General features: G+C 66.5%; 20 protein-coding genes and 1 tRNA gene. 6 read left to right on the forward strand and 15 right to left on the reverse strand.

Annotation, left to right across the window (positions count from 1 at the left end; all coding sequences use genetic code 11):
* A tRNA-Met gene (locus ACH0CP_RS00005) sits at positions 1-77 on the forward strand.
* Between the two features lie 213 nt (positions 78-290).
* On the opposite strand, the gene ACH0CP_RS00010 is transcribed toward ACH0CP_RS00005, so the two are convergent.
* From ACH0CP_RS00010 to ACH0CP_RS00020, 3 genes are all read right to left on the reverse strand, one after another.
* On the reverse strand, positions 291-1,082 hold the full coding sequence (locus ACH0CP_RS00010) for a DUF1206 domain-containing protein (RefSeq protein ID WP_294444099.1): 792 nt from the start codon (positions 1,080-1,082) through the stop codon (positions 291-293).
* 131 nt (positions 1,083-1,213) lie between these two features.
* Positions 1,214-1,516, reverse strand: coding sequence for an alkylphosphonate utilization protein (locus tag ACH0CP_RS00015; protein WP_294444098.1), 303 nt, complete (start codon positions 1,514-1,516; stop codon positions 1,214-1,216).
* Positions 1,517-1,584: 68 nt separating this feature from the next.
* Complete coding sequence (locus ACH0CP_RS00020; RefSeq protein ID WP_294444097.1) at positions 1,585-2,232, reverse strand: NAD(P)H-binding protein; 648 nt, start codon at positions 2,230-2,232, stop codon at positions 1,585-1,587.
* Between the two features lie 210 nt (positions 2,233-2,442).
* On the opposite strand from ACH0CP_RS00020, the gene ACH0CP_RS00025 reads away from it, so the two are divergent.
* A complete protein-coding gene (locus tag ACH0CP_RS00025) occupies positions 2,443-3,480 on the forward strand; it encodes a zinc-dependent alcohol dehydrogenase family protein (RefSeq protein ID WP_294444096.1) in 1,038 nt (345 codons plus the stop codon).
* 270 nt (positions 3,481-3,750) lie between these two features.
* Here ACH0CP_RS00025 and cls read toward each other — a convergent pair whose 3' ends face one another.
* Positions 3,751-5,181 (reverse strand): cardiolipin synthase, encoded by a 1,431-nt coding sequence (gene cls / locus ACH0CP_RS00030; RefSeq protein WP_294444095.1) that lies wholly within the window; start codon positions 5,179-5,181, stop codon positions 3,751-3,753.
* Between the two features lie 232 nt (positions 5,182-5,413).
* On the opposite strand from cls, the gene ACH0CP_RS00035 reads away from it, so the two are divergent.
* A complete protein-coding gene (locus tag ACH0CP_RS00035; protein ID WP_294444094.1) occupies positions 5,414-7,003 on the forward strand; it encodes a peptidase dimerization domain-containing protein in 1,590 nt (529 codons plus the stop codon).
* A gap of 58 nt (positions 7,004-7,061) precedes the next feature.
* Here the strand turns inward: ACH0CP_RS00035 and ACH0CP_RS00040 are convergent, their stop codons facing one another.
* The 10 genes from ACH0CP_RS00040 to ACH0CP_RS00085 all read right to left on the reverse strand — a co-directional run bounded on the left by ACH0CP_RS00040 (position 7,062) and on the right by ACH0CP_RS00085 (position 19,020).
* A complete protein-coding gene (locus ACH0CP_RS00040; protein ID WP_294444093.1) occupies positions 7,062-8,588 on the reverse strand; it encodes a sodium:proton antiporter in 1,527 nt (508 codons plus the stop codon).
* The gene (locus tag ACH0CP_RS00045) at positions 8,585-9,793 is read right to left on the reverse strand and encodes an NAD(P)/FAD-dependent oxidoreductase (protein WP_294444092.1); all 1,209 of its coding nucleotides are present in this window, start codon (positions 9,791-9,793) and stop codon (positions 8,585-8,587) included. Before ACH0CP_RS00045 ends, ACH0CP_RS00040 begins: the two co-directional genes overlap by 4 nt.
* 72 nt (positions 9,794-9,865) lie before the next feature.
* Positions 9,866-10,627 carry an alpha/beta fold hydrolase gene (locus ACH0CP_RS00050; RefSeq protein WP_406876028.1) on the reverse strand — a complete coding sequence of 254 codons (762 nt, stop codon included), beginning with the start codon at positions 10,625-10,627 and terminating at the stop codon, positions 9,866-9,868.
* Between the two features lie 106 nt (positions 10,628-10,733).
* A complete protein-coding gene (mnhG, locus tag ACH0CP_RS00055; protein WP_294444089.1) occupies positions 10,734-11,126 on the reverse strand; it encodes a monovalent cation/H(+) antiporter subunit G in 393 nt (130 codons plus the stop codon).
* Positions 11,123-11,404, reverse strand: a complete 282-nt coding sequence (locus ACH0CP_RS00060) for a K+/H+ antiporter subunit F (RefSeq protein ID WP_294444087.1) — start codon at positions 11,402-11,404, stop codon at positions 11,123-11,125. The genes mnhG and ACH0CP_RS00060 overlap by 4 nt, the downstream gene beginning before the upstream one ends.
* The gene (locus ACH0CP_RS00065) at positions 11,401-11,889 is read right to left on the reverse strand and encodes a Na+/H+ antiporter subunit E (protein ID WP_294444086.1); all 489 of its coding nucleotides are present in this window, start codon (positions 11,887-11,889) and stop codon (positions 11,401-11,403) included. The genes ACH0CP_RS00060 and ACH0CP_RS00065 overlap by 4 nt, the downstream gene beginning before the upstream one ends.
* Entirely contained in the window at positions 11,886-13,499 is a 1,614-nt protein-coding gene (locus ACH0CP_RS00070; RefSeq protein ID WP_294444085.1) for a monovalent cation/H+ antiporter subunit D, read from the reverse strand. The genes ACH0CP_RS00065 and ACH0CP_RS00070 overlap by 4 nt, the downstream gene beginning before the upstream one ends.
* Positions 13,496-13,834 (reverse strand): Na+/H+ antiporter subunit C, encoded by a 339-nt coding sequence (locus ACH0CP_RS00075; protein WP_294444084.1) that lies wholly within the window; start codon positions 13,832-13,834, stop codon positions 13,496-13,498. Before ACH0CP_RS00075 ends, ACH0CP_RS00070 begins: the two co-directional genes overlap by 4 nt.
* Entirely contained in the window at positions 13,834-16,731 is a 2,898-nt protein-coding gene (locus tag ACH0CP_RS00080; RefSeq protein ID WP_294444083.1) for a monovalent cation/H+ antiporter subunit A, read from the reverse strand. Before ACH0CP_RS00080 ends, ACH0CP_RS00075 begins: the two co-directional genes overlap by 1 nt.
* 285 nt (positions 16,732-17,016) lie before the next feature.
* A complete protein-coding gene (locus tag ACH0CP_RS00085) occupies positions 17,017-19,020 on the reverse strand; it encodes a S9 family peptidase (RefSeq protein WP_294444082.1) in 2,004 nt (667 codons plus the stop codon).
* A gap of 165 nt (positions 19,021-19,185) precedes the next feature.
* On the opposite strand from ACH0CP_RS00085, the gene ACH0CP_RS00090 reads away from it, so the two are divergent.
* Positions 19,186-19,677, forward strand: a complete 492-nt coding sequence (locus tag ACH0CP_RS00090) for a MarR family winged helix-turn-helix transcriptional regulator (protein WP_294444100.1) — start codon at positions 19,186-19,188, stop codon at positions 19,675-19,677.
* 69 nt (positions 19,678-19,746) lie between these two features.
* On the opposite strand, the gene ACH0CP_RS00095 is transcribed toward ACH0CP_RS00090, so the two are convergent.
* Positions 19,747-22,119 carry a TonB-dependent receptor gene (locus ACH0CP_RS00095; RefSeq protein WP_294444081.1) on the reverse strand — a complete coding sequence of 791 codons (2,373 nt, stop codon included), beginning with the start codon at positions 22,117-22,119 and terminating at the stop codon, positions 19,747-19,749.
* A 265-nt stretch (positions 22,120-22,384) separates the two neighbouring features.
* On the opposite strand from ACH0CP_RS00095, the gene ACH0CP_RS00100 reads away from it, so the two are divergent.
* Together ACH0CP_RS00100 and ACH0CP_RS00105 are read left to right on the forward strand one after the other, a co-directional pair.
* The gene (locus tag ACH0CP_RS00100) at positions 22,385-23,557 is read left to right on the forward strand and encodes a CaiB/BaiF CoA-transferase family protein (RefSeq protein WP_294444080.1); all 1,173 of its coding nucleotides are present in this window, start codon (positions 22,385-22,387) and stop codon (positions 23,555-23,557) included.
* Between the two features lie 95 nt (positions 23,558-23,652).
* Positions 23,653-25,092, forward strand: a complete 1,440-nt coding sequence (locus tag ACH0CP_RS00105; protein ID WP_294444079.1) for an NAD-dependent succinate-semialdehyde dehydrogenase — start codon at positions 23,653-23,655, stop codon at positions 25,090-25,092.
* The last annotated feature ends 13 nt before the right edge of the window (positions 25,093-25,105 follow it).

Below are 25,105 nucleotides of genomic sequence, written 5' to 3' on the forward strand. Positions count from 1 at the left end.
CGCGGGGTGGAGCAGCCCGGTAGCTCGTCAGGCTCATAACCTGAAGGTCACAGGTTCAAATCCTGTCCCCGCAACCAATAAAAGCCCGCAATGTCGAACGACTTTGCGGGCTTTTTTGCGTCCGGGGCAATCGCTCCAGCTGTGCCCACACCAACCACTCAACCTGTCGTTCCATGCCGAGCCTAAGCGCGCTCAGGGCCGCCGATGCCACTTTCGCGGAGCCACCGGCCAGTTGACATCAGAGGCGCTCATTTCATAACGCCTCGGCGCGCGCCCGCGACACCGAGACGTCAGCGCCAGCTCGTGGCCTGGCGGATCGCGGCGTCGACAGGAACGTCGTGCAACCGGCGGAAACGCGCCTCGACAAGGCTGAACAGGCCAAAGCCGAGGAGGCCCGCACCGATGATGAGGTCGAACGGGCTGGTGAGCCACGAGAGGGCCTGCGCCATGCCACCGGCTTCGCCAGCCTGCTCTTCAAGCCCGGCCCGGCCGAGAAGATAGCCGCTGATGAGGAAGACGAAGCCGCGCGCCGCATAGCCTGCGCGGCCGGCCCATTGCACCCAGCGCTGCTGCGCGATCGATGGATCGAGATAGCGCAGGAAGGTGCCCTTCACGGCCTTCATCAGCTGCACGCCGCCGACGGCGACAAGCACGAGCGCGCCGATCACGACCAGCGCGGAGCCGCCGGGAAGCTGAAGGGCGGTTTGTGCGCTCTCCTGCGTGCTGTCGCCGCCCGACGATGCCGCGCCGCGCATCAGCTGGATCGCCTGCCACGCCAGGAAGAAGTGGACGATGCCGCTAACCGCGGCGCCGACACGCTCGAGCGTACCCTTGCGATCCGTGCCGTGGCGTTCAATGTCGAAGGCGGCGTCGGCCATGCGCCAGATCCCGTAGGCGGCGAGCCCCGCGGCCATGACGCCGAGCAGCAATTGCCCGCCACCCTGGCCCAGATATTCGAGCGCGCCGCTCGGATCCTCAGCCCGGCCGGTGCGGATGATGAGGATCGCGATGACGATGTAGAGCAGGCCGCGCGTCGCGAAGCCGATCCGGGTGAGAGCCGTCAGGCGCGAGCTTGCGTCCATACCATCTCCTTCACTGCGAAAACCGGGCGCGAGGGCGATCGTTCCCGCGACGAAACAGGTTGCTTCGTCTTGGTATCCGGATCGCGCTGGCGCGAGAGGAGGATGTCAGTGAAGGGTGGTTGGGCGGCCAATCACCGCTTGCGAACGAACTCCGCGCGGAGCACGAGGCCCTTGATCCCTTCGTAGCGGCAGTCGATTTCCTGCGGATCGCCGGTCAGCCGGATCGACTTGATGAGCGTGCCGCGCTTCAGCGTCTGGCCGGCGCCCTTCACGTCAAGATCCTTGATCAGCGTGACCTGATCACCGTCCGACAGGAGATTGCCGACAGCGTCGCGCACCTCGACCTGCTGTGCCTGCTCACGTTTCGCGGCGAGCTCCGCGGCGGGCACCCAATCCCCGCTATCGTCATCATAGACATATTCGTCGTCGGCCATATCGGCTCCTGATTGCTGGATTGGGGCCATCTACGCCGCGCATTTGACGTTTGTCATGCCGACCGCGGTCAGCCGCGCGCCAGCGTCCGTATTTCTGGCACGTGGTGCACGTACACACCAGGTGCCGTGCGGAACGCGAGCGTTTCGATCGCGGCAGCGACAATGTCCGCATCAAGCGCCGCGTAACGGGCGAGTGCGCCGATCAGGAGCGGATTGAAGAGCGGGGCGGCGCGTTGGGCCAGAGCTTCGGCCGGGCGGCGCTGGGTGCGCGGGCCGAGAAGGAGGCTCGGGCGGAGGATGTCGACGCGGTCGAAGCCGAATGTCTGGATCGCGGCTTCGGTGTCTCCCTTGACCGACAGATAGAGGCCGCGGCCGCCCGCGCCGACCGAGCTGATCAGGATGAAGCGGCTTGCCCCGGCACGGCGGGCAAGTTGGGCGAAGGCGACGACGAAATCACGGTCGACGCGGCGGAAGCGCGCTGGTGATCCAGCCGCGCGCAGCGTGGTGCCGAGGCAGGAGATCGCGACGTCGGCAGGCCCGCAGGAGAATTGGGTCGGCTCCTCGGCCAGAGCTTCGAAATCCACCATGCGCTCGCTTGGCAGCTTAGGGGAGCGCACCAGGCTATCGAGTGCGACATCGTTGCGGCTCAGCAGACGGCGGGTGAGCAGGCCGCCGACGAGGCCGGTGCCACCTGCCATGAGGATGCGTATCGCCATGAGCGGGAGGCTACCCTCCGGCCTTTCGCCTGTCGACGTGCTGCAGTGGCAAATGGCTCTCAGCTGGATATGCGTAGTTTCCGAGTCTGACGATGCGCTGGCTCATCCGGTAAAGCCTGCGTCCGAGGTCCGGCGCTGTCGATGAGTGCTGTGATCCAACGTCCGGCGTTGCTGCGACGCCGCTCGCCCCCGGATGAGAAAGGGCCATGCATGAAAGCGCTTGTCTACAAGGGTCCCGGCCAGAAGGCCTTCGAGGAGCATGCGACGCCGGAGCTTCGCGATCCCACCGACGCCATCGTCCGCATCACCAAGACGACGATCTGCGGGACGGACCTGCACATCCTGAAGGGCGATGTCGCGACCTGCACGCCTGGCCGGATCCTGGGTCATGAGGGCGTAGGGGTCGTCGATGCGGTCGGTGCCGGTGTGACGGCGTACAAGCCCGGGGACCGCGTGCTGATCTCCTGCGTCAGTGCGTGCGCCAGGTGCGAATACTGCCGCCAGGGCATGTTCTCGCATTGCACGACCGGCGGCTGGATCCTGGGCAATACGATCGACGGCACCCAGGCAGAGTTCGTCCGCACGCCGCATGCCGACACCAGCCTTTATCCCATCCCGGAAGGCGCGGATGAGGAAGCGCTGGTGATGCTGAGCGATATCTTGCCGACCGGGTTCGAATGCGGGGTGCTCAACGGCAAGGTGCAGCCGGGCGCGACCGTCGCGATTGTCGGATCGGGCCCGATCGGCCTTGCAGCGTTGCTGACGGCGCAATTCTACTCGCCGGCCGAGATCATCATGATCGACCTCGACGACAACCGGCTGGAGGTCGCCACGCGGTTCGGGGCGACGCAGACCGTCAACAGTTCCGACGGCAAGGCGATTGAGCGCGTGATGGCACTAACCGGCGGGAAGGGGGTCGATACGGCGATCGAAGCGGTCGGCGTGCCGCCCACGTTCGAGCTGTGCGAGCATCTCGTCGCCCCGGGCGGGGTGATCGCCAATGTCGGGGTGCACGGCGCGCCGGTCTCGCTGCACCTTGAAGCCTTGTGGGACCGTAACATCGCGATCACTACCAGACTGGTCGACACATCCACCACGCCGATGCTGCTGAAGGTGGTCGGTTCGAAGAAGATCGACCCTGCGCTGCTGATCACGCACCGTTTCAGCTTCGATCAGATGCTGGAGGCGTATGAAACCTTCGGCAATGCGGCGAAGACGGGGGCGCTGAAGGTCATCATCGCGGCTTAGCGGCATGGGTCGGCGCGATGCGTCACGCATGGCACGCCGATCATCCGAGAGGTACGGGCAGATCGCCTAATGGTACCTGCGGATGATTTCGCTGCCGATGATGATGAGGGCCGCGATGGCGAAGACGTAGAGCGCAAATACGGCGGCATTGCTGGTCGTTCGCTGGGGGCGCTTCCACCGTTTCATGGCGCCAGCCTCGCATGGGGGCAAGGCCGGCCCTATCGGGGATAATACGCAAGCGCTGGCGCTGCCGCCCTCGCCCCCGCCCGATCAGAACAAGGGCGCGGCCGTGGTAAGCAGGTTGTCGACGAACCGCCGCGGCAGCGACCGCGCACTGATGTGCCCGTGCGCGATCTCGGTCGAGTCCGCCAGCCATCGTTGCTGGTGCTTGCCCACCTCCAACGCGAGCGCAGGGGATTCGAACAGCACATTGTTCTCGAAATTGAGATCGAGGCTGCGGCGATCCATGTTGGCCGAGCCGACTAGCGCCAACGCCTCGTCCGCCACCAACGTCTTGGCATGGAGCAACCCACCGCGGAACTCGTAGATGCGTGCCCCCGCGTTTGCGAGCACCGGATAATAAGCGCGGCTGATCGCGCCGGTCACCCGACTATCGTTCCGCCGCGGGAAGATGATGGTGAGCTGAACCCCGCGGCGCGCAGCGGCGATGATCGCGTCAAGCAGCGGGGGATCGGGCGCGAAATAGGGTGTCGTGATCACCACCCGGTGCTGCGCGGCGGCGAGCACGGCGGCGAAGATGTTGGTCATCGTCGAGTGCGGTGACAGGGGCCCGGTGCCGACGGCGATAGCGGGAAAGCCGCCCGGTCTCGGCGCCGGCGGATCGGCCGCGAGGATGGGCCGCAGATCCTCGCCTGTTTCCGTCATCCAGGCCGAAGCGAAGATCAGCTCTGCCTGGCGTGCGACCGGCCCTTCATAGCGGATGAGAATATCGACCCAGGGCGCGTACCGGCGCTTCGGCAGGAACGCGGGATCGGCGCAATTCTGGCTGCCGCACCAGGTGATGTCACCATCGACGACGATGATCTTGCGATGGTTGCGCAGATCGGTGCGGTGGCCCTTGAGGAAGCCGAGCCCGAACGGCACCGGCAAGGATGCGCATAGCTGCGCCCCCGCATCAGCCATCTGCTTCCACGCGGAGGAGCGGATCAGGGCGCGCGACCCGATCGCATCGGCGACGATGCGACATGCGATCCCGCGCCGAGCGGCGCGACACACCGCCTCGACGACTCTGGTGCCGTTGTGATCCGTCAGCCAGATGTAGAAGGACAGGTGAACCGTCCGGGCCGCGCCATCGATATCGGCCACGATCGCGGCGATCGCTTCGTCCGCTCCGGGAGCGACGTGCCCGATATTGCCGCCGGACGCAGGCCAGCGGCTTGCCGCCTCGCACGTACGAACAGCGTTTCGGGCTGCAATCGACGGCTGCTCGCGCCCGGGGGGCGGCGCGTAAGGCAGCAGCAGCTCGAAAGCCTCCCGCCGACGCCTGCGGAACGTGGGAGAAACCCAGGGCTCGCCGAACAAGAGATAGAGCACGGTGCCGATCCCCGGCATCGCGACGAGCAGGAGCAGCCATGCCGCACGTGCATAGGGCTCGCGCCGCTCGAGCAGAATGGCACGTATGATCACGGCCACATAGACGGCGCCGAGCGTCAGCCATGTCGCCTTCTGCAGATCGACCATCCGGCACCTCGCAGCGCTTGGGCAGACATATCACCGCTTCGCTAGTGATGATCTCGTCGCGCCGTTTTCCGATGGGTATGAAGCAGTGAGGCTGGATGCAATCCGGTGAAGCGCGGCGCTCCTTGATGGATCGGGCGATCGGATCCTCTTTTCGCACGCGGCGCGCCTTGCGTCTGCGACGGCCTTCCCACCATGATCGATCCGAGATCATCATCGATCCGGGGGGAAGCACATGTCCAAGTTCGTCATGAAGTCGCTGGTCGCGGCGCTATTGGTCACGACGCCGCTTGGGACCGCGCATGCCAAGGCATCAGGCGCGCTCAAGAAGGAAGTGGCCGCGGGCGTCGACGGCCGGGCGAAGCTGGTACAGGAAATGGTCGATTCCGTGTTCAGCTTCCAGGAGCCGGGCTTCCAGGAATTCCAGACGATGGAATATCTGACCGCGATCCTGGCCAAGAACGGCTTTGCGATCGAGAAGGGTGTCGCAGGTGTTCCGACCGCCTGGACCGCCACCTGGAGCAACGGCGATGGCCCGACGGTTGCGCTTGGATCGGACGTCGACGGCCTGCTCGGCCTGTCGCAGACGCCCGGGGTCCCTGAGATCAAGCCGCTGGTGGCCGGTGCGCCCGGCCATGGCGAGGGGCACAATGCCGGCATGCCGCTGATCATCGCGTCAGCGCTTGCGTTGAAGGACGTGATGACCAAGCACAACATCAAGGGCAAGCTGATGCTGTGGCCGGGTGTTGCCGAGGAACTGCTGGGCACGAAGGCCTTTTATGTGCGCGCCGGTATGTTCAAGGATGTCGACGTCTCCATCTTCACCCATGTCGCTTCAAGCTTTGGAACCGCCTGGGGCGATACCGGCAACAATGGCCTCGTCTCGGTCGAATACACCTTCAAGGGCCGCACCAGCCATGCCGCGGGCGCGCCCTGGGCCGGACTGAGCGCGCTCGACGGTGTCGAGCTGATGAACACGGCGTGGAACATGCGCCGCGAGCACCTGCCGCTGACGCAGCGGTCGCATTACGTGATCACCAACGGCGGCGGGCAGCCCAATATCGTGCCGGGCGAAGCGGCGGTGTGGTATTACTTCCGCGATCAGACCTTCGATACGATCCGCAAGCTGTATGAAACGGGGAACGAGATATCGGAAGCCGCCGCCAAGGCAACCGGCACGACCGTCACCCGCCGCTTGCTGGGCTATGCCGCGCCGAACCACGCGAACCGACCGCTCGCCGAGGCTGCGCAGGCCAACATCGAGCTTGTCGGCATGCCGAAATGGAGCGCCGAGGATCAGGCGTTCACCAAGGCGGTGCAGGAAGGGCTTAAATTCAAGGTCGAGCCGCTGAAGACGACGGTCGAAAAGCTGTCGACCCCGGAGAGCCGCGGGCGGTCAATGGGCGGTGGCTCCGATGATATCGGCGACATCATGTGGACGGTGCCGACGATTACCATCCGTTTCCCGTCGAACATCCCGAACATGATCGGCCACAATGTCACATCGGCGATCGCGATGGCGACGCCGGTCGCGCACAAGGGCGCGGTGGCAGGGGCAAAGGCGGTGGCAATGACGGCGCTCGACGCACTGACGACGCCGAAGCTGATCGCGGATGCCAAGGCCTATTTTCGGGACGTGCAGACCAAGGATCAGAAATATGACCCGGTGCTGAGCGCAGCGGACCAGCCCGCCATTCACCTCAACAAGGATGTTATGGAGCGCATGCGGCCAGAGCTGGAGAAGCATTATTATGATCCGGCGAAGCATCCGAGCTACCTCGACCAGCTCGGCCTGAGCTATCCGGCGCTTACACCGGCACAGTGAGCTGGTGGCGTGCCTCCCGCCGCCGCCTGCGGCAGGAGGCGCGCGCGAGAACGGGCGCTCAGCTTTCCTCGATCCGGCGCTCCTCCTCGGTACGCAGGGTCACTTCGGCGAAATCGAGTTCTTCCTGGAGGATGAGGAAGGCGTCGGGCCCGATGCGGGTGGCGTCGCGCAATTCGTCGAGGCGCTGGCGCTGAAGCGCGAGGACGGCAAGGCCCAGAGCGTGCTTCGCGTCGAGCGATGGCTGGTCGCCGGCCAGCTTCAGCTGATAGCCCCAGCGCCAGTGATCGGACACCGCGCCTTCCTTTCCCTCCAACGTGGCTAGCGCGGCTTCGGCGAGCGCACGGCGGGCGTCCGCCAGTTCATCGGCGAGCCCGTCGTCGCCGTCCAGCCCGAGGCGCCGGACGATCGGGGTGAGCGTCAGCCCCTGGATCACCAGGGTAGCGAGCACGACCGCGAAGGCGGTGAGCACGATGAGGTCGCGCTGCGGGAAGTGGAGCGGCAGCGCGAAGGCGGTGGCAAGCGTGACGAGACCGCGCATGCCGCACCAGCCGACGATCAGGCCTTCGCCAATGCTGGCGACGCGATAGTCGCCACGCAGGGGCGGAAAAACGGCGGCGAGGCGGTTGTAGAGCATGACCCAGGCCATGCGCACGACGATCAGGCTTGCCACCACGACGGCGGCGAAGCTGGCCGCTTGGCGTAGCCGGTCGGCATCCATGCTGCCGACGATCGTCTTTGCCTGGAAGCCCATGAGGAGGAAGGCGAAGACGTTGAGCAGGAAGACCGCGGTTTCCCACACCGCGAAATCATGGATGCGGGCCCGCGGCGGGGTGGAGAGGCTGGCCGAGCGCGCGATCACCATTGCGAAGGTGACGAGGCAAAGCACCGCCGACAGGTGCAACCGCTCCGCCAGCAGCCATGCGCCAAAGCCGGTGACGAACTGGAGGATGTTGCCGCTTAGCGTGCCCCAGACGTACGGCTGAATGAAGCGGGTGATCCGCGCGAGGACGAAGCCGAGCAGGATCCCGCCCGGCGCGGCGATGCTGACGGTGAGGAGAAGGTCTCCATCCACCCGGCCGTGGCTTTCCAGCATGAGGGCGGTGGAGAACAGCAGCAGCGCGGCGGCATCGTTGAGGAGGCTTTCGCCCTTCAACACCGATACCGTGCGGCGCGGCATCTGCACGCTGCCAGAAATGGCGGTTGCCGCGGCGGCATCGGGCGGCGCGACGATCGCGCCCAGCGCGAGCGCGGCGTAGAAGGGAAGGCCGGCCCAGGCCATGCCCAGCCACGTCACCACGCCGGCGCTGAGCAGGACCGCGACGACGGCCAGCGCGAACAGCGGCCGCCACAATCGCCGCGCGGTGCCGATGGGGAAATCATAGGCAGAATCGATCAGGATCGGCGCGATGAAGAGTGCGAGCGCCGTATGCGGATCGAGCGCGATCACCGGCGCGCCGGGCACCCAGGCAAGCGCGACCCCCGCACCGGCGAGCAGCGCGGGATACGGAATGGTCGTGCGCCGCGCGAACTGGAGCAGGACGATCGCGATGCCGAGGAGCGCGAGCAGGCTTTCGAAGAACGTCATGCCAGGCCGGCGTGTATGCGCCGGGCCGCGGCGAGGCCGCTTTGCCAGGCGCCGTGCGCGGTGGAGAAATCATGCGGCGAGCACGCTTCCCCTGCGAGGCACAGGCGCTCGTGGATCGGCCTTGCCAATGTCGCCCGCGCGTCCGCGTGACCGGGGAGGGCGTGGCTGTACGAGCCGAGGATCGTCGGTTCGCGCCGCCATTGCGTGGCGTGCAAGGAGGTCACGCCATTGGCGAACTCGGAACCGAGCAGCGCGCGCAGCTCGGCGATCGCGAAATCGGCAGCGGCACATTCATCCTCCAGTGCCTGCGCGTTTGCCCCGCCAAGGAAGCATTCGATGATCGGGCGGCCGAACGGGCGCAGGTAATAGCTTCCCGTCGCGGTGCGGTCGAAGCGGCCAAGAAGGTGCGACTCAGGCGGCACTGCCCCGGGATCGGCAAGTGCGAGGAAGACCTTGTCGGCGAGCCCGAGCGGCACCTGGGCGGCGGCGTGAAGATGCCCGTCCGCCGCCGCCGGCAGGCGGATGTTCCCGCTCGCCAGCACCGCGGTAGAGGCAGTGACGATCACGGCACGGGCGCGCACGTCCCCGCGCGGCGTTTCCAGCACATATCCATCACGGATCGCGCTGACGGGGGTGTCGAGCGACACCGGGAGAGACTTGCCCAATCCGGCGATGAATGCGCCAAGGCCGCTCGACAGGCGCCAGTTGTTGTCGCTGGCGTGGCTGTCATATGCGGTAAAATCGCGCGCGGAGAGCCACTCGGTCTCGACTCCGTTGATGAAGCTGCTGAGCGCGTCGATGTAGGGCGCGGCTTCTGTCAGCGCGTCGCTGGCGCGGTCGCTTGCCGGCGGGTCGCTGGCGAGGCGATCGACAAAGGCGTCATAGGCGGACCAAGCCGCATCCTGCGCGGCGCGGGGAAAGCCCAGATCGCCCAGCTGGTCGCCCCAGGCGGCCTTGTCATGGTCGATCTTGACGCCCTGTTCCTTCGCCAGCGCAGCCAGCGGGTTGCGCTCGGCGGAATGGAGCCAGCCGCAGCCGAGATCGAGCGGCATGCCGGCGATCGTGATGGTATGGGCCCGGCCGCCGAGGCGCGGCAGTGCTTCGAGAATGCGGACCGAGCGGCCGGCGGCGGTGAGCCATCGCCCGGCGGCGATGCCGGCCGCACCCGCGCCGACGATCGCGACATCGAGTTCCGCGTCGATCATGAAGAAGGGGCCATATCGTCGCCGAAACGACCGAGATGCCAGACCGATCCATTGCGGGAATTGCCATCCCGATCAGCTGCCGGCGGCCTTCAGGATGAGGCGGGCAACGTCCTGCGGATGCGACACAAGCGACAGGTGGCCGGCCTCGATCTCCACCGTCTCGGCCTTCATCCGCTGCGCCATGAAACGCTGAAGATCTGGGTTGATGGTGCGATCCTGCTTGGAGACGGCATAGAAGCTGGGCTTCGACCGCCACGCAGCCTGCGTAGTGCGTGCGCTCGTCAGGGCACGGTTGAACGGCGCCTGGACAGCGTAGAGCACTCTGGCGTCCGGCGTGGGCACACCATTGGCGAAATCTTCAAGGAAAGCGCGCTCGGTGAGGGCACCCCAATCGCCATCGAACTGGATGCCGGCGGGGGCGGGCGGGGTGGGATAGCGCGCGGCGAGCGCGGCATAATCCTCGCCAGCGTCGGGCGCGCGGGCGGCGACATAGACGAGCGACGAGACGGCGGGATGAACGCCGCTTTCGCTGATCAGCATGCCGGCGAAGCTGTGGCCCGCCAGCACGGTCGGCCCGCGCTGTCGATCGAGCACGCGTCTCACCGAGGCGACGGCATTGTCGAAATCGTCGAGCGGGTTCTGCACGGACGTCACGTTGAGACCGGCGGCCTGCAGGTGCGGGATGACGCCGGCCCAGGAGGATCCATCGGCAAAGAGGCCATGGACGAGGACGACATTCTCCGCGCGCGGCACGCTGGTCGTCGCGCCGACCGCGCCGGGTACGAGAAGCGTCGTCGCAAGCGCGGCGGCAAAGGTGCGGCGATCGATGATCATCGTGAGGCTCCGAGCTTCTGGAAGCCCCAGCATAGTCGCGCGTCAGCCAGTGCCCATCAGCAATAGGTTTGGGGTCGCCTCGTCCCCACCAGCCGGATGGATGCCTTTATTGCTCAAGCTCGTGAGGGTTGCGCTTGCCGATGTCCCCCGGCTCCACCGGGGAAGGTGCGCCGAGCGGACCTTCCTCGACGCGGTTGCGGTACAAGGCGGAGCGGGCGAGGAGCATGAAGGCGACCGGCGCGGTGCAGGTGATGAACACCAGCACCAGGATCTCGTGGATCGACAGCCGCGAGCGCAGCACCGAGAAGCAGACGATCGACGCGAGGACGATCAGCATCGCCCCCATGCTGCTGCCGAGCGTCGGCGCGTGAACCCGATCGAAGAAGGAGTTAAGCCGCAGAAGGCCGATCGAGCCAACCAGCGTGATCCCGGCACCCGCAAGCACCAGCAGGCCGACGATCAGCGCGGCCCAGAGCGGAAGATCGGGTGCCTGGATCATTCGATCACCTCGCCGCGCATCAGGAACTTGGACAGCGCCACCGTGCCGACGAAGCCGAGCAGCGCGACGGTGATTGCGGATTCGAAATACAAAGTGCGGCCGGTCTGAATCCCGAAGGTCAACAGGAGGAGCATCGAGTTGGTGAAGAAGGTGTCGAGCCCAAGCACGCGATCCTGCGCGCGCGGGCCGGCGACCATGCGATAGGCAGCGCACATCATGGCAAGGCCGAGCATGACCTGTGCGCCCGTGATGGCGAAGGCGAGGACAAGCGCGGTCATTGCTCGAAGATCTCCATGAGCAAGGATTCGTAGCGATCCTTGATCAGGCGCACCCACTGCTCCTCGTCGACGAGATCGAGCACGTGGAGCAGCAGGATGCCGCGGCGGCGATCGAAATTGACCCAGAGCGTGCCCGGTGTCGCGGTGATGATGAGCGCGAGCATCGCCAGTGCCTGGCGGTTCTTGAGCGCGATCGGCACGCGGATGAAGTCGGCAACCCGGTCCTTGCGGCGCGACACAACGATCGCGGCAACGGCGATGTTCGATCGCATGATGTCGACGAAGACGAGCCCGGCCAGCTTCAGCATCGGGCGCAAGCGGATGCGCGGCGCCGGATCCGGGCGAAGCGCGGCAAAGCCATGGGTGGCGATCAGCGACGCGAGCGCGCCGAGCAGGATCTGACCGGGCGACAGCGACTGGGTGAGCAGCAGCCACAGGATCAGCAGCGCGACCGCGAGCAGGGGGTGCGGGATCAGGCGCGTCATGGCCGATTCGCCCCTTCCGTGCGCGCGCCGAGCACCGCCTCGATATAGCCGTGGCGATCAGCCAGCGACTGGCTGGTGCGTTCCATGTAGCGCATCACCGGCCCTGCGAACACCATCAGGCCGAGGCACACGGCCAGGAGCATGCCCACCGGCAACGCCTCGCTGATACGGAGCGAGGGCTGGGAGCCGGGCTCGGAATCCCAGATGAGGTCAATGCCGGCGCGGCTGCTGGAGATCAGCATCGCCATGCCCGACCCGATGAGGAGCGCGATCAGCAGCCACGTTTCCGGCGCGATGGATTCGCCGAGATTGAGGAGGCCATCGATCATCGCGAACTTGGCGACAAAGCCGGAGAGCGGCGGCAGACCGGCGATAAGCAAGGCGCAGAAGGCGAAGCCGCCGCCGATGATCGCCAATGTCGCGGGGATCACCACGCCGATCTCCGTTTCGCGCGTGTCAGCCGGGCCGACATACTCATCGTCGAACACCGGCTCACCGCCGGTGAGCGGCGCGGTTTCACGACGGTCGATCATCTCGATCAGGAGGTAGAAGGCGCTGAGGCCGAGCGTCGAACTGACGAGGTAGAACAGTGCGCCCGCGAGGACGTCACCGCGCCCGGCGCCGATCGCGGCGAGAAGCGTGCCGGCCGAGACGATCAGCGAATAGCCCGCGATCCCGGTCAGCGTGCGCGCCGCCAGGACGCCGATCATGCCGAAGCCGAGCGTCGCCATGCCGCCGTAGAGCAGCCACTCCGCGCCGAAGCTCGCCTGCCCGGCGTTGATGCCGAACAGGAGGAGGTAGACGCGCAGCAAGGCGTAGATGCCGACCTTGCTGAGGATCGTGAACAAGGCGGCCACCGGCGGCGCGGCGGCGGCATAGGTGCGCGGCAGCCAGAAGCCGAGCGGGTACATGCCGGCTTTCACCAGGAAGGCGATGCCAAGGATGCCCATCCCGCTTTGCAGGATCGACAGATCGTCCGCGCTCGCCGCCGGGATGCGGATGACGAGATCGGCCATGTTGAGCGTGCCCGTGACGCCGTAGACGGTCGCCGCGCCGATCAGGAACACGAGCGAGGTGGCGACATTGATCGCGACGTAATGAAGTGCGGCCTTGATCCGCGCCTTGCCCGATCCGTGCAGCAGTAGGCCGAACGAGGCCGCGAGCAGCACCTCGAAGAAGACGAAGAGGTTGAACAGATCGCCCGTCAGGAATGCGCCGTTCAGCCCCATCAACTGGAACAGGAACAAGGCATGGAAGCGGGGGCTGGCCTTGTCCCAGCGCGCCGTGGCGTAGATGAGCGAGGTAACGCCGAGGATCGACGTCAGCACCAGCATCATCGCGGATAGCCAGTCGAGCACCAGCACGATGCCGACCGGTGCCGGCCAGTCGCCGACCAGATAGGCGGTCGTCGCGCGTTGGCCGGCAAAGCCGGTGCTGGCGAGATCCCCGAGCAGGACGATCGAGATGCCCAGCATCGCCAACGCCGTGCCGAGCGCGATGACGCGCTTCGCCAGCACGCGGCGATCCTTGATCAACAGGATGACGGCGCCCGCCACCAGCGGCAGCAGCACCGGCGCGATGATCAGGTGGCGCATGAAATCACCCGTCATTCGCCGTCGTCCCCGTCGACATGGTCGGTGCCGGTGGCGCCGCGCGACGCAAGCAGTACGACGAGCAGCAAGGCCGTCATCGCGAAGGAGATGACGATCGCGGTAAGCACGAGCGCCTGGGGAAGGGGATCATCATAAAGCCCCGGATCGCCGGCGACCGCGCCGACCACTGGCGGGGCATCCACCTTCAGCCGGCCCATCGCGTAGATGAACAGGTTCACGGCATAGGACAGCAGTGACAGACCGAGGATCACCTGAAAGGTACGCGGGCGAAGGATCAGCCATACGCCTGACGCAGTCAGGATGCCGATGCCGAGGGCGAGAACGAGTTCCATCAGATCCGCTCCGGCGCCGGTTCAGGGGACACGTCCTTTTGCCGGACGGGCGTGCGGATCGACTGGTGGGCGATCGCGATAAGGATCACCGCCGTCGCGCCGACGACGAGCAGGAACACGCCGAGATCGAAGAGCAGCGCGGTGGCGACCGGCACCTTGCCGATCAGCGGCACGTCCACGTAGCGGAACCATGAGGTGAGGAACGGCCGGTCGAACAGCAGCGCCGCCGCGCCGGTGGCCGCCGCGCCGAGCAGGCCGGTGGCCATCCAGTTGATCGGCTGGACCCGCAGGCGCGCTTCCACGCTGCGTGTGCCGGTGGCAATATATTGCAGGATCAGCGCGATCGACATCGTGACCCCGGCCGCAAAGCCGCCGCCGGGCAGATCATGGCCCCGGATCAGCAGGTACAAGGCAAAAACGATGATCACCGGGAACAGCCATTCGATGATGACGCGCGGCGCGAGCATGTAATCGGACAGCGTATCGCCCGGCTCGCGGCCCTCGCCCGCCTCGTCATAGGCATCCTGCTGGCGCTGCTGCAGCGGGTTGCGGAGGCTTTCGCCCGCCGGCCGGAAGCGGCGCAGCAGCGAGAACACGGTCAGCGCGACGACGGCGAGGACGGTGATTTCGCCGAGCGTATCGAAGGCGCGAAAATCGACCAGGATGACGTTCACGACATTGCGCCCGCCCGCGTCCGGGTACGAACGTTCGATGAAGAAGCGGGAGATCGTGTCCGGCAGCGGCCGCGTCATGACGGCGTAGGAGACGAGCGCCATGCCTGCGCCGGCGACGATCGCGATCAGCAGATCGCGCCCGCGCCGGATGCGCACCTTGGCCGGGGAGCCGGAACCCGGCCATACATCCGGCAGCCGCTTGGGGAGCCAGCGCAGCCCGAGGAGGAGAAGCACGGTGGTGACGGTCTCCACCAGGAGCTGGGTGAGCGCGAGATCGGGCGCGGACAGCCAGACGAAGCTGATGCAGCTGACCATGCCGACACCGGAGATCAGCACGACGGCGGCCAGCCGGTGATATTTCGCCTGCCAGGCGCCGGCGATCGCCAGCACGCCGCCGATCACCCACAGGATGCCGAAGCCCGGATCGAGCACCGTGCCGAGCCGGTTGCCCAGCGAATAGCCGTAGCGGAGGAACGGGAGGACGCCGGCCAGGATCGCGATCATCACCAGCAGCCGGAGTTGCGGCTGAAGCCGGTTGGTGCCGAGCCGCAGCAGCAGGCGCCGGGCAAAGGCGACGATGGCATAGAGCGCGGCATCGAACACGCGGCGGCCCTTCAGCAGGCTGACGAGCGGCGGCGCGCTGATCGTGTTCAGCCGCTTGGCGAACAGCATATAACCGATCGCCCCCAGCACCAGCGCCGCGACGCTGAGGAACAGCGGTCGTGTGAAGCCGTGCCATATCGCGAGGCTGTATTCGGGCGTGCGATCGCCGAGCACGGCATGTGCCGCGAGCTTCAGCACCGGGCCGATGGTGACCGCGGGAAGGATGCCGATCAGCAGGCAGAGCAGCACCAGGACCTCGATCGGCACGCGCATCCAGTGCGGCGCCTCATGCGGCATGCGATCGAGCGTCGCGGGCGGGCCGAAGAATGTCTGGAGGATGAAGCGCAGCGAGTAGAGGACGCTGAAGATCAGCGCGATCGTGACGACCCAGGGCAGCGTCTTGTCGAGCCAGGTGTCGTTGTAATCATGCAGCGCCTCCGCCAGCAGCATCTCCTTCGACAGGAAGCCGTTGAGTAGCGGCACGCCTGCCATGGCGGCGGCGGCAACCATCGCCAGCGTCGCGGTGATCGGCATGAAGCGATAGAGGCCGCTCAGCTTGCGCAGATCGCGCGTGCCGGTTTCATGGTCGATGATGCCGACGGCCATGAACAATGATGCCTTGAACGTGGCGTGGTTCAGCGTGTGGAAAATCGCGGCGACGAAGGCGAGCGGGCTGCCCAGGCCGAGCAGCAGCGTGATGATGCCGAGGTGGCTGATCGTCGAATAGGCCAGCATCCCCTTCAGGTCCTGCTGGAAGATCGCCGCCCAGGCGCCCACCGTCAGGGTGATGAGACCAGTGCAGGTGACGATCAGATACCATTCGTCCGTCCCGGCGAGCACCGGCCAGAGCCGCATCATGACGAAGATGCCGGCCTTCACCATCGTTGCGGAGTGCAGATAGGCGGATACCGGCGTCGGCGCGGCCATCGCGTGCGGGAGCCAGAAGTGAAACGGGAACTGGGCGCTCTTGGTGAAGGCCCCAACCAGCACCAGGATCAGCGCCGGCAGGTATAGCGGGTGGGCCTGGATCTGGGGCGCCGCGGCGAGGACCACCGAGAGATCGTAGCTGCCGACGATCTTGCCGATGAGGACGACGCCGAGCAACAGGCAGAGGCCGCCCGCGACCGTGACGATCAGCGCCATTCGCGCGGAAATGCGCGCGCTTTCGTTCTGGTGCCAATAGCCGATCAGGAGGAACGAGGTGAGGCTGGTCACTTCCCAGAAGAAGGCGAGCTGCACCAGATTGCCGGACATGACGAGGCCGAGCATCGCCCCCATGAAGGCGAGCAGGAAGGAGAAGAAGCGCGGGACGGGATCTTCGGGCGACATGTAATAGCGCGCGTAGATGACGACGAGGAAGCCGATCGCCGTCACCAGCAGCGCAAAGATCCACGACAGCCCGTCGAGCCGGAGCACGAGGTTCAGGCCGAGGGAGGGCAGCCATTCGACCCGGCTTTCCAGCACCGCACCGGCCGCCAGCGCCGGATAGAGGAAGATTACGATCACCGTTGCGGCCAGGGCAGTCGCGCCCGCCAGCAGACCCGCAGCGTTACGTGCGCTTGTCGCCAGATGGGCAGCGACGAGGCTGCCGGTGAACGGCAGCAGCAGGATCAGCCACAACAGGCTTGCACTAGGCGTCGTTATTCATCGTCTCCCGGTTGATTGGAAACGTTATCCACGAGGTGGCGGTCGCTGCGAGAAACAAGGGTTATCGCGAAAAGCCCAACGGGGCCACCCCGGTTTCGTTTCTCGCCGAATTCACCGGAAAAAGCGGTGAGAATTCGGCTGCCGATGGTGCGCTGACGGCCAGCATTGGGCGTGCATGGCCGCGGCATGTGCAAAGATGAGCACGGTTGAGCACGGCTGGAAGCGCAATGCCCAGCCGCGCCCTGCGCGTGGTCGAAATCAGCGCGCCGGCTGCTGCTCGAACAGGCGGCGCAGGAACACCGTCTCCACCTCGCGGCGAAGATCATTATTCGGCTTCTTCAGGAAGCCGTGACCCTCGTCGGCGAACAGCACGTACCAGGTCTCGTTGCCGTTCGCGCGCAGCTTCTCGACCACCTGATCGGATTCAAGCTGCGGCACGCGCGGGTCGTTAGCACCCTGCATCACCAGCATCGGCTTCTTGATGCGATCGACGTTCGTGATCGGCGAGACACGCTCCAGCACGGCGCGCATCTTGGGATCACGCTCATCGCCATATTCGGCGCGGCGATTGTCGCGGCGATAGGCCTCGGTATTCTCGAGGAAGGTGATCCAGTTGCTGATGCCATAACGCTCGACGCCGCCGACCAGGCGATCGGAATAATGCGTCATCACGGCAAGGCTCATATAGCCGCCATAGGATTGGCCATAGACGGCGACGCGGCTGGCATCGAGGTTCGGCTGCTGGCCGATCCAGTCGAGCAGCGCGCCGATGTCCTTCACCGAATCCTCGCGCTTTTCGGCATTGTCGAGGTTGAGGTAGCGCTTGCCATAGCCGTCGCTGCCGCGAACGTTGGGCAGGATCACCGTCGCCTTCAGCACGTCGGCGAAATATTGCGCGCCATAATTCCAGATCGGTCGCGTCTGTGCCTCCGGCCCGCCGTGGATGTCGATGATCACCGGCGTGCGCGTGCCCGCCGGCACGCCCTTGGGACGATAGACGAATGCAGGCACGGACAGGCCGTCGAACGACTTGAAGCGGATGAGCTCCGGCTCGGCGAGCTGCGCGGGATCGAGATCGCCGAGCTCCGACGTCGTCCAGCGCGTCAGTTCGCCGCCATCGACGTCCCAGCTCCACACGTCCCCGGCCGACGTGGCGGAGGTGAGGCCGATCGCGAGCTGCTTGCCGTCGGGCGAGAACTTGAGCGCCGTCAGCACGCCCTTGGGCAACGTCGGCTGCGGCAGCGCGCGGCGGGTGATGCGATCCTGCACCACCACGCGCGAGAAGCCGTCCTCGTTCACCGCATAAGCCAGCACGCGGCCATCGTCGGTCAGGTCATAGCTTTCGACATCCCACTTCAGCCCCGGCGTCAGCACGGCTTGCGCGCCGGTGGCGAGGTCGATCTCGACCAGCTGGCGGGTGTCGTTGCCGCGATCGGAGATGGCGATCAGCTTCTTGCCGCCCGGCAGGTAGCGCGGGGACTGGTAGACGGCGACTTCTGCCTTGGGCGCGATGCGCCGTGCCTTGCCGGTGGCGAGATCGAGTTCGAACAGCTGGTCCTCGCGGTTCGACAGGCTGCGCACGAAGATCAGCCGGGACTTGTCGGGCGCAATGTCCGCCGGGGCGACGGCGCCGTCCGCCTGATACAAGGTGCGCGGCGTGCCGCCGGCCTTCGGGTCGACGCCGAGGATCGTGTAGGCGGCGCTGCCCTTGGTGGCGCGTGCCCAGGCGAGGAGGCTGCCGTCCTTGCTGAACACCGGCGACCCGTTGCGCGTGCCCGCCTGCGTCAGCTGCTGCGCGGTGCCGGTGAGGCCACGGGTGTAGAGCTGGAACCATTCGTCGCCGCCGGTGTCGCGCGTCATCACGAAGCGATCGGTGCCGGGGATGACGGTGGCGCTGGCGATCGGCTCCGCGCCGAAGGTGACCTGGGTGCGGGTGGCGCCGGGCTTCGCCACATGATGCAGCTGCTGCGTCGCGCCGAAGCGCGTGGCGATCAGCATCGAGCCATCGGGCAGCCAGTCCTCGAACTGCGCCGCGCGGCTGTTCTGGTAGCGCTGCACCGCCTCGCGCACATCGGCCGGGATCTCCGGCACGCCGGACAGGGTGGCGCTGCCGACCTGGCGCTGGGCGACCGCGGGAGAGCCGGCGGTCTGCTGAGCGATGGTCTGGGCGGAGGCGCCGGCGGCGAGCGCGACGAGGGTGAGCGAAGCGGCGAAGTGCTTGAACATAGGGTCCTGATCGAACAGCGGGGGGCGCAGCGTCAAGCCGGATGCGCAACGATCGAGCAATGATAGGGCGTTAATTCGCCGGCGCGCGCCGATCGCCGCGTTGCTGCCGCGCCGCAGGATCAAGATGAGTAGCTGAAACGACCCGGAACGTGCATCCTTAGCGCAGCAACGGGCGTGAGCCGCCGACCGGAAAGCCAGATGATGGACGCAATCAAGGTAGACGAAGCCAAGGTCGACGGTGCCGCCGAGGCGCTGAAGCTGGAAAATCAATTGTGCTTCCCGCTCTATGCCGCGTCGAACCTGCTGACGCGGCTGTACCGCCCGGCGCTGGACGAGATCGGGCTGACCTATCCGCAATATCTGGTGATGCTGGTGCTGTGGGAGAAGGACGGCCAGAGCGTGAGCGAGATCGGGCGGCGGCTGTACCTCGATAGCGGGACGCTGACGCCGCTGCTGAAGCGGATGGAGGCAAACGGGATCCTGTCCCGCCAGCGCGACAGCGCGGACGAGCGGCGCGTGGTGGTGTCGCTGACCAGGGCGGGCGACGCGTTGCGCAAGGCAGCCGCGAAGGTGCCGGCGAAGATGGTGAGCAACCCTGCGCTGACGGTTCAGGAAGGCGAGACGCTGCGCACGATCGCGCGCAAGCTGGTGACGAACCTCGCCGCCATGCCCGATCTAGCGAAGGGCAAATAGGGGGGAGCGGCTGACGCCGCCCCCGAAGGTGACCTGCCCGCGCCGGTGCGTGGCGCGGACAGGAGCGGATCAGAAGTTGATGCGGCCGGTGATGCCGTAATAGCGATCCGCCTCACGCGGGATGATGTAGCGATAGGCACCGCCCGGGCCGCCGCTGGTGATCGCAGCCGGGAAGCTCTGATCGAACAGGTTCTTGACCTGCGCGGTCAGGCGGAAGCGATCGTCCGCATCCATCACCGAAGCGCTGAGATTGACCAGCGTGTAGCCGGGGATCTGCGTCAGCTCGCGGATCACCGGATTGGCATCGAACTGGCCGGTCTGCTTCGTCTGCGCGCTGATCTGCGTGCCGAGGCCGAAATCGACCGCGCCGCCGGTGCGGATGCGATAATCGGCCGCGACCGAGCCCTTCCACTTCACCGCGGCGCCAAGCTGCGTGCCCGAGGGGATCACCGAACCGACGGTGCCGTTGGTCGGCAGCTTGAACTGATCGACATGCGCATCGGTGTAGGCGACGCCGCCCGAGATGCTGAGATCGCGCACCGGCTGGACCAGCACGTCCAGCTCCACGCCGCGGGTGGAGATGGTGCCCGCGTTGGTGAAGCGCGTGACGAGGACGCCCGCCACTTCATCCGGGTTGTTCGCCTGGTAATTGTTGTACTTGGCGTAGAAGGCGGCGAGGTTCAGCACCAGCCGGCCGTCGAACAGGGTGTTCTTGACGCCGATTTCGTAGCTGTCCGCGGTTTCCGGCTCGATCACGTTCGTGCCGGTGGCGGACAGGTTGTAGAAGATGTTGAACGCCGGACCCTTATAGCCGCGCGAATAGGTGGCATAGGCGGTCGATTCACGCACGATATCGAACTGCACGCCGGCCTTGCCGGACCAATTGTCGTTGGTCGTCTTGCCGCGCCAGGGAATGCCGTTCGACGCTGCCACCGCTTGGGTCTGCGCCGCCGTGGGGGACACGCCCGAGGCGACGAGCTGCTGGTAGCGATCGAAGACGCCCTGGTCGAAATTGGGGTTGATGCCCGGGCCGGCGAGCGCCGTGACGCGGCTGTGGAACACGTCCAGCTGATCGGCGGTGTAGCGGATGCCGCCGATGACGCGGAAGCGATCGGTGAGGTTCAGCGTCGCCTGGCCGAAGAAGGCGAGGTTCTTGAACGTCGAGCCGAACACCGCCGTACCGGTCGGCCGGGTGACGCTGAGTCCCGGCGTGGTGCACGGGATCAGCGACGTGGGCGTGGAGGCCGGCACCGTGTTGCACACGATATCGTCACGCCGGAACGAGCGTTCCGAATAGGCGCGTGAATAGAAGGCGCCGACGACATATTCGAGGAACTGGTTGGACGGCGAGGTCAGCCGGATTTCCTGGCTGAACGTATCGCCGGTCTGCGGGCCGAAATCGTGCAGCTGGTTGAGGCCGACATAAGCGGCCGGCAGCCAGTCACCATCGCGGATCTCTTCGTTGCGGTAATCGCGATAGGCGGTGATCGACGTGATCGTCTGCGTCCCCAGCGTCCAATCCGCCTGGAGGGAGACGCCCCAGCTCTTCTCGTTGGTGCGGGTGATGAGATCCTGGTTGATGGTGCGCGACTTGTCACCGCGCACGTCCGGCAGCAGCTGCGCGGCAAGGCCCGTGGCAGGCGTGCCGATCACTTCGGCGCAGCAATCGTCCTTCGCCTCGCGATAGTCGCCGATCAGGGTGAACTGCAGATCGGGCGTCGGATCGGCGACGATCATGCCGCGCACGCCCCAATGCTCGTATCCGTTCACGCGGCGGCCGCCGTGCGCGATGTTGCGGATGTTGCCATCCCACGAGCCGTAGAAGCCGGTGAAGCGGCTCTTGATGCCTTCCGCCAGCGGCAGATCGACCGCGCCTCTTACGCGATATTCGTCACCGCCGGTGTAATAGCTGCCCTCGACATAGCCGCCGAACTCGTCGCCCGGGCGGCGGGTGACGATGTTGATGACGCCGGCCGAGGCGTTCTTGCCGAAGAGGGTGCCCTGCGGGCCGCGCAGCACTTCCATCCGGTCGATATCGACGAGATCGCTGAACGCCTCGCCGGCGCGCGAATAGACGACGCCGTCGACGACGGTGGAGATCGACGGTTCGCCCGCGATCGAGAAGGTGGAGGTGCCGACGCCGCGCAGGAACAGCGACTGGTTGATCGTCGTGCCCGATTTGCGGAAGTTCATCGTTGGCACGAGATACTGCGCGTTCTCGAGGTTGACGCCGCCAAGCTGCGCGATCGCATCACCCGACACGACCGAGACGGCGAGCGGCACGTCCTGCAGCCGTTCCGACCGCTTCTGCGCGGTGACGACGATATCGCCAAGCCCGGTCTCGTCGCTGCTCGCCTCTGCCGAGGCCTGTACGTCGCTGCCCGGCGCGGCGGCCGTGGTTCCCGCGTCCTGCGCCGCTGCGGGCACTGCGAACGCGGTCAAGGCGACGCCAGCCGCCCAAATCCCCTTTGACACTTCTGTTTCTCTCCAAAACCTACCCAATAAGTGGATTATCAATTTGACACCGGTGTCACAACCCTATCCGCGATCCGACGGCTTTGCAAAACAGGTCCGCTTTGCGCCGCTGTGCGTCGAGCTTGGCCAAGGCATGGCTTGACCTGTCGCCGGCTGGCCGGTTTGACCCGGGGCAAGAGCGGGGTGTGATGCCAACGAGGGCGCACCGCCGGCACAAGCGGGAGAGAGCACGATGTTGAACGGCATTCGCGTGGTGGAACTGGCGAGTTACGTCGCCGGGCCGGGGGCGTGCGGGATCCTGTCCGACTGGGGCGCCGAAGTGATCAAGGTGGAACCGCGCGAGGGCGATCCGTTCCGCCAGTTCTTCACCTCGCTGGGGCGCGACGACACCGAGAACCGCGTGTTCGACACCGACAATCGCGGCAAGAGATCGATCGCGCTCGACCTGACCGACAGCGAGGACGCGGAGGTGCTGCGGCGGCTGATCGCGACAGCCGACGTGTTCGTGACCAACACGCGGCCCGCGAGCCTGGAGCGACTGGGGATCGGCTGGGAGCAACTGAAGGCGATCAAGCCGGACCTCATCTTCGCGAACTTCACCGGCTATGGCGCTGCCGGGCCGGAGGCGGACAAGCCCGGTTTCGACATCACGGCTTTCTGGGCGCGATCGGGGCTGTGCTCGCTGACCAGCGTCAAGGATGCCGATCCGGCGCCGCTGCGCACGGGGATCGGCGATCACATGGCGGCGATGGGCCTCGTCAGCGGGATCATGGCGGCGCTGTTCCACCGCGAGCGGACGGGCGAGGGGCAGAAGCTGGAGACGTCGCTGCTGCGCATGGGCGTCTATGCCGCCTCGTCGGAACATGCCGTGCAGCTGCAGCTCAACAAGCTCGCCTCCACCAAGGCGCGGCCCGAGGTGGTGAACGTGCTCAACAATTTCTTCCGCACCGCGGACGGCCAGTGGTTCGTCACCGTGCCGCGGCAGGGATCGGGCGACTGGCCGAAGCTGGCGCGCGCGATCGGCCGGCCCGAGCTGGTCGAGGATCCACGCTTCCGCGGGGTGCGTGACCGGCGGGCGAATGGCGCGGCGCTGCTCGCCGTGCTGGACGAGGCGTTCGGCGCGATGAGCTGGGCCGAGGTGCAGGCGGCGCTGGAGGCGGAGAAGCTGATCTACGGCCCGGTGCAGACGGTGGGGCAGGCGACGCGCGACCCGCAGGCGATCGCCGCGGGATGCTATGTCGACCTCGAGGCGCCGGACGGACGGACGATCCGGCTGCCGGCCACGCCGATTGACTTTGAGGCGCACCGACCCACATCGCGCCTTGCGCCGGCGCTGGATGCCGACGGCGCGGCGATCCGCGCCGAACTGGGGCTTGAGCCCGCAAAGACCGCAGCGTCCGGCTGATCCTTCGCGCCGGCTCCCTGCGGGACGGAGCGGCGGCCGGAACGTTGGCGATGCAGCGGGGCGACGGACCCCGATCATGACGGAGCGACGATATAATGGCTTATCCCGATACCCAGCTTTTCATCGGCGGCACGTGGCGCGATGCGGGCGACGGCCGGACGCTGGGGGTGGAAAATCCCGCGACGGGCAAGGAGATCGGCCGCGTCGCCCATGCGACCAAGGCGGACCTCGACCTGGCGCTCGATGCCGTGCAGCGCGGGTTCGAGACGTGGCGTGACTATACGCCCGCGGCGCGCAGCCGGATCATGCGCAAGGCCGCGGGCCTGATGCGCGAGCGCGCCGGGGACATCGCGCTGCTGCTGACGCAGGAACAAGGCAAGCCGCTGGCCGAGGCCAAGGGCGAGGCGATGGCCGCGGCGGACATCATCGAATGGTTCGCCGAAGAGGGCTTCCGCGTCTATGGCCGGCTGGTGCCGCATCGGTCGAACCTCGCCATCCGGCAGATGGTGGTGAAGGACCCGGTAGGGCCGGTGGCGGCGTTCACGCCGTGGAACTTCCCGATCAACCAGATCGTGCGCAAGATCGGCGCCGGGCTTGCTGCGGGCTGCTCGATGATCGTGAAGGCGCCGGAGGAAACGCCTGCGAGCCCGGCGGCGCTGATCCGCGCGTTCGAGGATGCGGGGCTGCCGGAAGGCGTGCTGAACCTCGTCTTCGGCACGCCGTCCGAGATCTCGGAATATCTGATCGCAAGCCCGATCATCCGCAAGATCACCTTCACCGGCTCGACGCCGGTCGGCAAGCTGCTCGCAAGCCTCGCCGGCAAGCATATGAAGCGCGTGTCGATGGAGCTTGGCGGCCACGCACCGGTGATCGTGTGCGAGGATGCCGACGTGGACCTGGCGGTGAAGAGCGTCGGTAGCGCGAAGTTCCGCAATGCGGGGCAGGTGTGCATCTCGCCCACCCGCTTCCTCGTCCACAACAGCGTGAAGCGGCAGTTCGGCGAGGCATTCGCCGCGCTCGCGCAGGGCATCAAGGTGGGCGAGGGCACGGCGGAAGGCACCCAGATGGGGCCGCTCGCCAACCCGCGGCGCCTCGCTGCGATGGCCGAGTTCCAGGCCGATGCGGTGGCCAAGGGCGCGACGGTGCTTACCGGCGGCAGCCGGATCGGCGAGGCGGGCAATTTCTGGGCGCCGACGGTGCTGGCGGACGTGCCGCTCGACGCACGGCTGTTCAACGACGAGCCGTTCGGGCCAGTCGCGGGCATCCGCGGCTTCGACGATCTGAACGAAGCGATCGCGGAGGCGAACCGCCTGTCGTTCGGGCTGGCAGCCTATGCCTTCACCCGCTCGCTCGCCAATGCGGACCTGCTGGCGCGGCGCGTGGAGGCGGGCATGCTGTGGGTGAATACGCCCGCGGCGGGATCGGCCGAGCTGCCGTTCGGCGGGATCAAGGATTCCGGCTACGGCACCGAAGGCGGGCCGGAGGCGCTGGAAGCGTATCTGAACGTGCGCGCGGTGGTGGTCGCGAACGTCTGACGGCACTAAGCGA

The organism is Sphingomonas sp. 179-I 2A4 NHS (genome assembly GCF_045369135.1).
Taxonomy (GTDB): domain Bacteria; phylum Pseudomonadota; class Alphaproteobacteria; order Sphingomonadales; family Sphingomonadaceae; genus Sphingomonas.

Excerpts from the sequence above, each read along its gene's own strand:
- ACH0CP_RS00010 (WP_294444099.1), bottom strand. The coding sequence starts at position 1,082 with ATGGACGCAAGCTCGCGCCTGACGGCTCTCACCCGGATCGGCTTCGCG.
- ACH0CP_RS00015 (WP_294444098.1), bottom strand. The coding sequence starts at position 1,516 with ATGGCCGACGACGAATATGTCTATGATGACGATAGCGGGGATTGGGTG.
- ACH0CP_RS00020 (WP_294444097.1), bottom strand. The coding sequence starts at position 2,232 with ATGGCGATACGCATCCTCATGGCAGGTGGCACCGGCCTCGTCGGCGGC.
- ACH0CP_RS00025 (WP_294444096.1), top strand. The coding sequence starts at position 2,443 with ATGAAAGCGCTTGTCTACAAGGGTCCCGGCCAGAAGGCCTTCGAGGAG.
- cls (WP_294444095.1), bottom strand. The coding sequence starts at position 5,181 with ATGGTCGATCTGCAGAAGGCGACATGGCTGACGCTCGGCGCCGTCTAT.
- ACH0CP_RS00035 (WP_294444094.1), top strand. The coding sequence starts at position 5,414 with ATGTCCAAGTTCGTCATGAAGTCGCTGGTCGCGGCGCTATTGGTCACG.
- ACH0CP_RS00040 (WP_294444093.1), bottom strand. The coding sequence starts at position 8,588 with ATGACGTTCTTCGAAAGCCTGCTCGCGCTCCTCGGCATCGCGATCGTC.
- ACH0CP_RS00045 (WP_294444092.1), bottom strand. The coding sequence starts at position 9,793 with ATGATCGACGCGGAACTCGATGTCGCGATCGTCGGCGCGGGTGCGGCC.
- ACH0CP_RS00050 (WP_406876028.1), bottom strand. The coding sequence starts at position 10,627 with ATGATCATCGATCGCCGCACCTTTGCCGCCGCGCTTGCGACGACGCTT.
- mnhG (WP_294444089.1), bottom strand. The coding sequence starts at position 11,126 with ATGATCCAGGCACCCGATCTTCCGCTCTGGGCCGCGCTGATCGTCGGC.
- ACH0CP_RS00060 (WP_294444087.1), bottom strand. The coding sequence starts at position 11,404 with ATGACCGCGCTTGTCCTCGCCTTCGCCATCACGGGCGCACAGGTCATG.
- ACH0CP_RS00065 (WP_294444086.1), bottom strand. The coding sequence starts at position 11,889 with ATGACGCGCCTGATCCCGCACCCCCTGCTCGCGGTCGCGCTGCTGATC.
- ACH0CP_RS00070 (WP_294444085.1), bottom strand. The coding sequence starts at position 13,499 with ATGACGGGTGATTTCATGCGCCACCTGATCATCGCGCCGGTGCTGCTG.
- ACH0CP_RS00075 (WP_294444084.1), bottom strand. The coding sequence starts at position 13,834 with ATGGAACTCGTTCTCGCCCTCGGCATCGGCATCCTGACTGCGTCAGGC.
- ACH0CP_RS00090 (WP_294444100.1), top strand. The coding sequence starts at position 19,186 with ATGGACGCAATCAAGGTAGACGAAGCCAAGGTCGACGGTGCCGCCGAG.
- ACH0CP_RS00100 (WP_294444080.1), top strand. The coding sequence starts at position 22,385 with ATGTTGAACGGCATTCGCGTGGTGGAACTGGCGAGTTACGTCGCCGGG.
- ACH0CP_RS00105 (WP_294444079.1), top strand. The coding sequence starts at position 23,653 with ATGGCTTATCCCGATACCCAGCTTTTCATCGGCGGCACGTGGCGCGAT.